The sequence below is a fragment of the Desulfobulbus elongatus DSM 2908 genome (assembly GCF_000621145.1).
GTDB classification, from domain to species: Bacteria; Desulfobacterota; Desulfobulbia; order Desulfobulbales; family Desulfobulbaceae; genus Desulfobulbus; species Desulfobulbus elongatus.
The window spans coordinates 1-7517 of record NZ_JHZB01000059.1 but is presented as its reverse complement, the minus strand read 5'-3'; the positions used below and the strand labels follow the sequence as shown (position 1 = coordinate 7517).

Annotated in this window: 10 protein-coding genes and 2 pseudogenes; 9 read left to right on the top strand and 3 right to left on the bottom strand. The window is 54.3% G+C overall.

The window, feature by feature from the left end; translation table 11 throughout:
• Positions 1 to 308: 308 nt before the first annotated feature.
• Positions 309 to 1262: a Fic family protein gene (locus Q362_RS21490; RefSeq protein ID WP_084312950.1), complete on the top strand. Its 954-nt coding sequence runs from the start codon at positions 309 to 311 to the stop codon at positions 1260 to 1262.
• 72 nt (positions 1263 to 1334) lie between these two features.
• Positions 1335 to 1463, top strand: coding sequence for a hypothetical protein (locus Q362_RS24785; RefSeq protein ID WP_281172909.1), 129 nt, complete (start codon positions 1335 to 1337; stop codon positions 1461 to 1463).
• 307 nt (positions 1464 to 1770) lie between these two features.
• Here the strand turns inward: Q362_RS24785 and traI are convergent, their stop codons facing one another.
• From traI to Q362_RS23190, 3 genes are read right to left on the bottom strand one after another with little or no spacing between them, the layout of a single operon-like run.
• Complete coding sequence (gene traI, locus Q362_RS23195) at positions 1771 to 3522, bottom strand: TraI/MobA(P) family conjugative relaxase (protein ID WP_084312948.1); 1752 nt, start codon at positions 3520 to 3522, stop codon at positions 1771 to 1773.
• Complete coding sequence (locus tag Q362_RS0117090; RefSeq protein ID WP_028319629.1) at positions 3519 to 3827, bottom strand: hypothetical protein; 309 nt, start codon at positions 3825 to 3827, stop codon at positions 3519 to 3521. Before Q362_RS0117090 ends, traI begins: the two co-directional genes overlap by 4 nt.
• Positions 3824 to 4180, bottom strand: a complete 357-nt coding sequence (locus Q362_RS23190) for a plasmid mobilization protein (protein ID WP_084312946.1) — start codon at positions 4178 to 4180, stop codon at positions 3824 to 3826. The genes Q362_RS0117090 and Q362_RS23190 overlap by 4 nt, the downstream gene beginning before the upstream one ends.
• Positions 4181 to 4547: 367 nt before the next feature.
• Here Q362_RS23190 and Q362_RS23890 point away from each other — a divergent pair, with 367 nt between their 5' ends.
• From Q362_RS23890 to Q362_RS0117050, 7 genes and pseudogenes are all read left to right on the top strand, one after another.
• On the top strand, positions 4548 to 4868 hold the full coding sequence (locus Q362_RS23890; RefSeq protein WP_157470292.1) for a TraK family protein: 321 nt from the start codon (positions 4548 to 4550) through the stop codon (positions 4866 to 4868).
• A gap of 127 nt (positions 4869 to 4995) precedes the next feature.
• On the top strand, positions 4996 to 5334 hold the full coding sequence (locus tag Q362_RS0117075; RefSeq protein ID WP_028319627.1) for a type II toxin-antitoxin system RelE/ParE family toxin: 339 nt from the start codon (positions 4996 to 4998) through the stop codon (positions 5332 to 5334).
• Positions 5331 to 5612 carry a helix-turn-helix domain-containing protein gene (locus tag Q362_RS0117070; RefSeq protein ID WP_028319626.1) on the top strand — a complete coding sequence of 94 codons (282 nt, stop codon included), beginning with the start codon at positions 5331 to 5333 and terminating at the stop codon, positions 5610 to 5612. Before Q362_RS0117075 ends, Q362_RS0117070 begins: the two co-directional genes overlap by 4 nt.
• An 8-nt stretch (positions 5613 to 5620) precedes the next feature.
• Positions 5621 to 5740: pseudogene (locus Q362_RS24930) on the top strand (type II toxin-antitoxin system RelE/ParE family toxin); the annotation flags it as partial.
• A 56-nt stretch (positions 5741 to 5796) separates the two neighbouring features.
• Positions 5797 to 5901: pseudogene (locus tag Q362_RS24925) on the top strand (DNA recombinase); the annotation flags it as partial.
• Positions 5902 to 6249: 348 nt separating this feature from the next.
• A complete protein-coding gene (locus Q362_RS0117055; RefSeq protein ID WP_084312952.1) occupies positions 6250 to 6921 on the top strand; it encodes a nucleotidyl transferase AbiEii/AbiGii toxin family protein in 672 nt (223 codons plus the stop codon).
• Positions 6922 to 7307: 386 nt separating this feature from the next.
• Positions 7308 to 7517: transposase (locus Q362_RS0117050; protein WP_028319624.1), on the top strand; the 210-nt coding region annotated here is incomplete at its 3' end.

Genomic DNA, 7517 nt, shown 5'->3' with positions numbered 1-7517 from the left:
CGTGATCCAAGAGTTGATCTATCTGGCCGCCAGACTGATCAGCACCGGCAGACGTTTCAGGCTGCGGTTCAGCCGTCACTGCCCGGCTTTTCCGGCCTTCGCGGCGGTGTATAACCGATTGCTGTCCGCGCATTAAGCGTAGGCGCACACCCCAATCGATGCAATCAGGGGAGAAGTGCGCTCATTGATCGCAAATTTACTGAAATTTTCAAGGAACAAGACGCCAATGTCGCCGTAGCGTGCGGGTTATGCCAACTTGGGGAGAAGTCACTCCCTGAAAAACGACTTAACAGAACCATGAAAGGGAAATCCGGCCATGGCTGTCACTGATTCAGGATATCTCTTGGCTGCATCGAGAGTTCTGCAATAGATTACCGGAAGAATTTCTTTGGGTCGAGAATCCGGATACTGGTGAGAAGCTGCGCGTAGTTGGAGGAGAACTGCGGCAGGGATGGGTACAGGTTGGTAGGCATATCCCACCAAACTCCGAGGCCTTACCGCGTTTCTTGAAACGGTTTGCCGAAGCATACAACATGGACAAGCTCTCTCGGGTACGCCAGATTATCGCCCTAGGCGCGGCGCATCACCGTCTACTCTGGATACATCCTTTCTATGATGGCAACGGACGCGTGACCCGGCTCATGTCCCATGCATCGCTTCTGCGCTGTGGGGTTGGCAGTAGCCTTTGGTCCGTGGCGCGGGGACTGGCACGCCATGTTCAGGATTATAAGGCCCTGCTAATGGCCGCCGATGCTCCACGGCGCGGTGATCTGGATGGAAGAGGGACTCTTTCAACGCAAGCCTTGAATGCGTTTTGCACATTCTTCCTTACCGTGTGCATCGACCAGATTGAATTCATGGCCTCGCTGCTGGAACCAAGCGAACTGCTTCGCCGGATACGCCTACATATCGAGGAGGAGGTGCAAGCCGGAACATTGCCCAAAGGTTCGTTCTCACTGCTACGCGAGGCCTTGCTCGCAGGCGAGGTGCCGCGCGGCAAAGCCGGTGAGATCACCGGCTATGGCGAGCGCATGGCTCGCAATGTCGTTTCTGAGCTTATTAAAAAGGGCTATCTCAAATCCGCCAGCTCCCGCGCTCCGCTCACTCTCGCCTTTCCGATTAATGCGGTTGAGAGGTGGTTTCCGAGACTGTACCCTCGTATCAGTAGATTAGATTCTGTTCGTCGAACAGGCTCTACCAAATCGGCAAACATGAAAACTGTAGATATTTCAGTCAAAGTTCCATGGGGAGATGATAACTGAAACTCAGGCCGGCATACCTACGGCTACGATGGTTTCGGCAACCGGAACACCCTGGCCGAGAATATCTCCGGCGTGATCGCCAACTATACCTACGCCTACGACGACCTCAACCGGCTGGTGCAGGTGGGCACCGGCGTCCCCCGGCCCAGCAGGGCGTCGTTCAGTAGTAACAATCTCACCACTGGCTTTCCTTGGTGGTAATGTAAGGCTCTTTCAAAAGTTGGTCGCGGATGGAGACGATCAAAGAGGTGTTAACATCAGAAAGAAGCTTTGCGTCAAGCCGCTCTTTCCATTAAAGCAACTGACGGCTGGTGTTACGCACATCTTTCTTGCCCGGCAAAATGTCTGATGTACCGATCAACCATCTCGGCAACGGTGTGCCGTTTGGCTTCTATGGTTTTAAAGTGGTGACCGTCACGAATAGCGCTTTCGGTGTCCCCGTGTTTACGCTTCCTCTTCATCCGAAACTAAAAAAATCCCGTCGCAATGAGTGATGATGTCCTTGCCGTCACCGCTCCATGTCAGGGTGTGCATCACTCGGCAGAAGCACTTTATTGCCTTTTCCGAACCGAACCACATTGAGTTCGGACACCTTGCGCAGACCGTTGGCACAGATTTGTTTAATGTGAGCAAGGTAGGACTGCTTATAGATGGGGTTGTTTGGTCGAGCTGGTCGTCCATTCGGCCCTCTTTCGATGGTGTTTCCGGTTACTGAAATTCGCTTGCCGAATTTTGCGTTAGCATAAATTCGTGCGGCCTGGTCCTGCCCCTGCGAGAAATACAATTTCTTGCCGGCATCCCGGATGGTGCCACCGTTGGGCAGGGTAAAGATGACCACGCCCCGGTTGTCGATGTCGTGCCGTACCCCGGTGAACAAGGGGCTGGTGTTCGCGCCCACCTGCTCCATCGCCGCCAGTTGCTCCATCCTGTTGATGGCCGTCAAGGCGGCCTTGTGCTTCCAGCCGAGGGGCATTGCGGCAATCCGCCGCTCCTTCGCCAGGCCGGCTAGCTTGATTTTTGCCCGGGCGGCCGCGTCAGCCTTCGACTGCGGTTCTTCCGGCTTTTGCTGCTGCCTGGATCGCAACACCGCCAGGGCGGTTTCGTTGCCCTGGTCAGCCCGCCATTTGAGGTAACCATGCCAGTTGTGGAACGGATACTGTTCACGCACCTGCTTCACATCGGTCTGCCCGGCCGTTCGCGCCAACAACAAGGCTTCGCGCTCTTGCAGCCGCAAAGCCTGGCGGATTTTGGTCTTGGTCTGGCGTGGCAGGATGCGTTGTTCCAGTTCTTTCCGCTTCTCGGCGAACCGTTGCGCGGTGGCCTGCATCTCCAGGGTATGCTGCCTGGCGGCTTTCAATTGCTGTTCACGCTGGTCGATTATGCCCTTGAAATCGACATAAAGCGCATCCCGTTCCGCTGATCGCGGATGCAGCGGCCGGCGGTCGTAGTGCTCTTTGGCCACCGGCGAAATCGCCGGTTTTTCATAGTCGCCCAACCGGGTGACCAGGCGGGTCTTGGTCAAACTCCTATCCAAGGCACTTGCCTTGATACCCTCCTTGCCGCCGGTCCGGACCACGGCCAAGCCATTGCCCTGCGGTTTGATTTCCATGCCATACCGGCCAAAGATGGTGTGCACGTCTGCCCATGTCGCTGCGCCCTCCAGGGCTTGCAGCAGCTCCGCCTTGCGCTCCAGGGCGTAGGACTGGAACGATTGCACGCCGGCGTGGGCCTCCATGGCGGCGGCCCGCTGGTCGATCTGCGGCCGAGGCTCGCGGTCAATCCCATTGTCCACGGCCAGGTCGTATTTTTCTTCCATCGTCCGGCACACTTCGGCCAGCCGGTGGAAATCCCGAAACGGTTCGTGTCGGGTGAATCGATCCGGATTGATCATGTTATAGGCAACATGCAGGTGCAGGTGGTTGGTGTTTTTATGGACGCCACAGAGCCGTTGATGGCCCTCGTACCCAAGGGCTGCCGCAAAATGGGTTTCAATGTCGTGGATCACGTCGGGGGTGAGTTTCGGTTCGTCCTCCGGCCGGAAGCTCACCATCAGGTGATAAGTTTTGCTCTTCGTCGACCGGGTGTTCAGCGCTTGCGTCGCGGCGATTTCGATAAGCGCCAGTTTGTAGGTTTCCGCCGCGCAGCCGGCATGCCACGCGAAGAGAATTTTTTCTCCTTCGTGGCTCGCGTCAGCGATGTAGTTGCCCAAAGCCTGGATATTATCGTTTCCAGGCTTGGCGTCGATCCGCTTGGCGATCATCTGCTTATCCTCAGTATCGCCTTGCCGCCCCTTGCCACCAAATGGCCCGTCTTCTTTACCGGCCACCAAATCAACCGGCAGATGCCCTTGATAGTCGCCTCTATTGCCAACTGAATCATTACCAGGACAAAGAAAAAAGCGATGGTAATCCACCTTATAGCCAGGCCGATAACCGCCAGGGCGACAACGGCAAGAAAGCATACCCAAAGGAGCTTTCCCCATAGTGGCCAGCTGTGGGTGTCGCAGAGAGTCTTGGCTACCCGCTCCAGCGCCGGCAGGCTCAGGCTCGAAAAAAAATCTATCATTCCCCGTCCCTCCTGTTCCTACTTGAAAACTCCTCCGCCACCTTGCCGACCTGGCGAGCCACTTGTTTTTGGCTCTGCTCGATCTCGCGCAAGATCGGCCGCAGTTCCCCGGCGTTCCCCAGCCCATCCGACAACGCCATTTTGAATAGCCCGCCCAAGCGGCCGAGGTCGGCATTTGCCTTGAGCAGTGCGAGCACGGCTTGCTGATCCACCGTGCTGCGGATCGCCTGCCCCGTGCAAACCCGTTTGATAAACGTTGAAACCGACACCCCGGCCTGAGCGGCCGAAGCGACCACTTGGTCGTATTCCCCCTGGGTCAGGTAGGTTTTCACGGCTTTCAACTTGCTGGGCATTTGGGCACCGTTCCGGTGGATGCTGTTTGCGTTGAGCCGAAGGCGAATAAGCCGTCCCCGAAGGGCAGGATGGAAAGGGGAGCCGGTAGGCCCACTTTACCTATCCTGCCTTTTCCTACAATCAAAAGTTGATGCAGTATACACGCTATAATATATATTATACAGATGAAAAATTCGAATGATCAAGACAAACAATAGAGTGATAATAAAAAACAAAGCAAAATGATTCGCGAAATCAGTTTGCGAGATTACACGCTATTTGCTACATTATCAGGCGCTGTGTGTCTTTCATGTAGCTTGGTGTTGCAATGAATTTTATAATATTTTGCGATGTGACGTGAATTCGCATGATGGGAGGTGCGTAAGGATGGAAAAAAAACGATTGAGGAAGGGCACTGCGCGGGTCGAATTTTTTGCCGTAGAGGAAGAGGTGGAAAGGCTGCTCGCGGCTGGATACAATTTCGTTTTGGCCTATGAAGCCCTGGTTGAAGCAGGAAAAATCACCATGAGCTATCGCACATTTTATGGCCATGTTCGGAAAAAAAACCAACATGGCAAAGGCAAGGAACTTCCTGCATCCTCGCCACCTGCAAACGATTCACCAGCTTCTGATCTCGACGATTCCTACAAGCCGAATCCGAATCAACGGACCGGGAGCTTTTGGCAGACATCAACAAGATCGGAGTGATCTTTTCATCTTGCATGGTTATTCCGTCATCTGTTCTGATTATTTGTACGGCGTAACGGCTGGATTGCCATCGGGAAAATGACTTTACCAGCTTGCCAGAATATACAAAATTATGTATATTTGATTTATGATCAACTCAAAGCCAATCGAGTTCCGAGGGAGTTCCCTTGACGACCTTCGCGCCTTTCCGCTCGCGGCTAGGCGTGAAGCGGGCTACCAGCTTGATCAAGTTCAGAACGGCCAAGAACCTGCCGACTGGAAACCCATGACCACCGTGGGCCAGGGCGTGAAAGAAATTCGGATTCGGGATGCAACTGGTGCTTTCCGGGTCATCTACGTTGCTAAGTTCTCTGATGCCGTTTATGTGCTTCACTGCTTCCAGAAAAAGACAGAAAAGACCAGCAAAACCGATCTGGACTTGGCCGCGAAGCGTTACCGTGACCTGTTAAAGGAGTTAGAAAAATGAGCAGCCAACGATTTGCTAGCGTATGGGATGCTATCGAGGATACCCCGGAAGAAGCGGAAAACATGAAACTGCGTTCCGTATTGATGGCGGCGTTAAAGGACTACATCACTCGCACGAACCTGAGCCAAGCGCAGGCCGCCAAGCTTTTTGGTGTTACTCAGCCTCGCGTCTCCGATTTGATGCGTGGCAAGATCAACCTGTTCGGCTTGGATACGCTGGTGAACATGGCGACGACTGCCGGGCTTCACATTGAAATGCGTGTACTCGAAGCCGTCTAACCTTTGTAATGGCTGAGATTGCGGCCCTGCCGTTGACCCTTAGAGCACGGTATTTCCATCTGGCAGACAGGATGGAAATGCATGGGCCAGATCTCGGAATGCCGCACACCAGAGCCATGGGTGGCGGACTGCTGGAGATGCGGCTGAAAGGCCGGGAAGGTATCGCCAGAATCTTCTATTGTGCTCTGACCAAGGCGCGGAACACCAGGTTGATCTGGGGCATCGCAACATCCAGCATACCGTCATCTACACGGCGGCCAACCCGGCCAGGTTTGAAAAATTGTGGTAAAATAAGTAATAACGGTGAAGCTATGGCCAAACATGCGCACCAAATCGCTCCTGAAGCCTTGAAGCCATTCGCCAAATACATTTGGTGGAAAGCGCCTGATGAAGCTGTCGCTTTCCCCGCGCGGGTCATCGCGCAGGTGATGGATATAGGCGACTACTTCGATGTCCAGGCGCTGGCCCACCTGGTCGGCGATGACGTGCTGCGTGAAGTCCTTACGCACGCCGAAGCCGGGTGGTTCAATGAACGTTCCTGGACATATTGGCACTACCGCCTTGGCCTGGCCAAAGTGGATAAGGTGCCCCCCCTGCCTATGCGGAGATTCCAATGACTGGCCGGTTCAGCCCTCACATGCACATACTGCCACCCGCGCAGCAACGACTTTGGCCGGAGCTTCGGAACGCGCCCAATCTCGGTTTCACGCTATACGGCGGCACCGCCATTGCGCTCAGGCTTGGACACCGCGCTTCAGTCGATTTTGATTTCTTCTCGGAAAAACCGCTCGACCGGGAAGTTATCACGAAGGCTTTCCCATTTATCGCCCAATCCACAACCCTTCAGGATCAAAGCAATACATGGACTGTGCGTGTCCCCTATGGAAATTCCGAGAGGGAACACATCAAAGTGTCTTTCTTTGGGGCGATCACTTTCGGGAGAGTCGAGGAACCGGACCTCACAGATGACGGCGTGTTGCTGGTCGCCTCTTTCAACGATTTGATGGCAACGAAGGTCAAGGTCATCCTTCAGCAGCGGGCCGAGGTTAAGGATTATCGTGATGTCGTGGCAATGCTCAATGCCGGCGTGGACTTGTCGCGCGGACTGGCCTCGGCTCGTCTGCTGTTTGGTCCAGTCTTTCAACCAAGCGAAAGCCTCAAGGCGCTGGTCTATTTCAATGACGGCGATTTGAGAACACTCACGGCATCCGAAAGGGACACTCTTGTTGATGCCACGCTCGCGGTACGTGATCTTCCCCAAGTCGCGCTTCGCTCAACGAGCCTAACTGTCGAGATGCCCAAAGAATAACTTTGATAAAATCGGGACGATATGCCACATCATAAACGCGGCAGACCAAGAAACAGAAGAGCTGGATGCAAACTGTGCAAACCATGGAAGGTCAACGGGGTAAGTAAAGGTGGAAATAGAGGAGAGCCGCCAGAAAAATTCTCAGATTTCAAGCGAAGGTGCTTCGCAGACAATCAAGCACTCGAATTCCCTTGACGCCGCCGGCGGGGACCGGCCAACGGCCGGACCCGGTTACACGCTTGTTGAACTCCTGAGATGCCTCGGACCATTCCCCAACCGATGGCAGACGAAGATCAGGAAGGGCTTAGTGATTATCCACAAATAATTTGCTCGCAATTTTCCCACCTCCAGCTAATATCCGTTGAAACCAAGCAACGGGGGGAGAAATGGCACGCATCAAAACCTGGGAAATTTCGGATGCATTCTGGGCGATCGTTGAACCGTTGATCCCCACAGATCTGCGAGAAGCCGGAAAAGAATATACTCGTAAGCCGGGCGGCGGCCGAAAGCCGAAGTATTCGAACCGACTCTTTTTCTCCGCAATAGTGTACGTCCTGAGGACAGGAATCATCTGGAACGCCTTGCCGCGTGAGAAA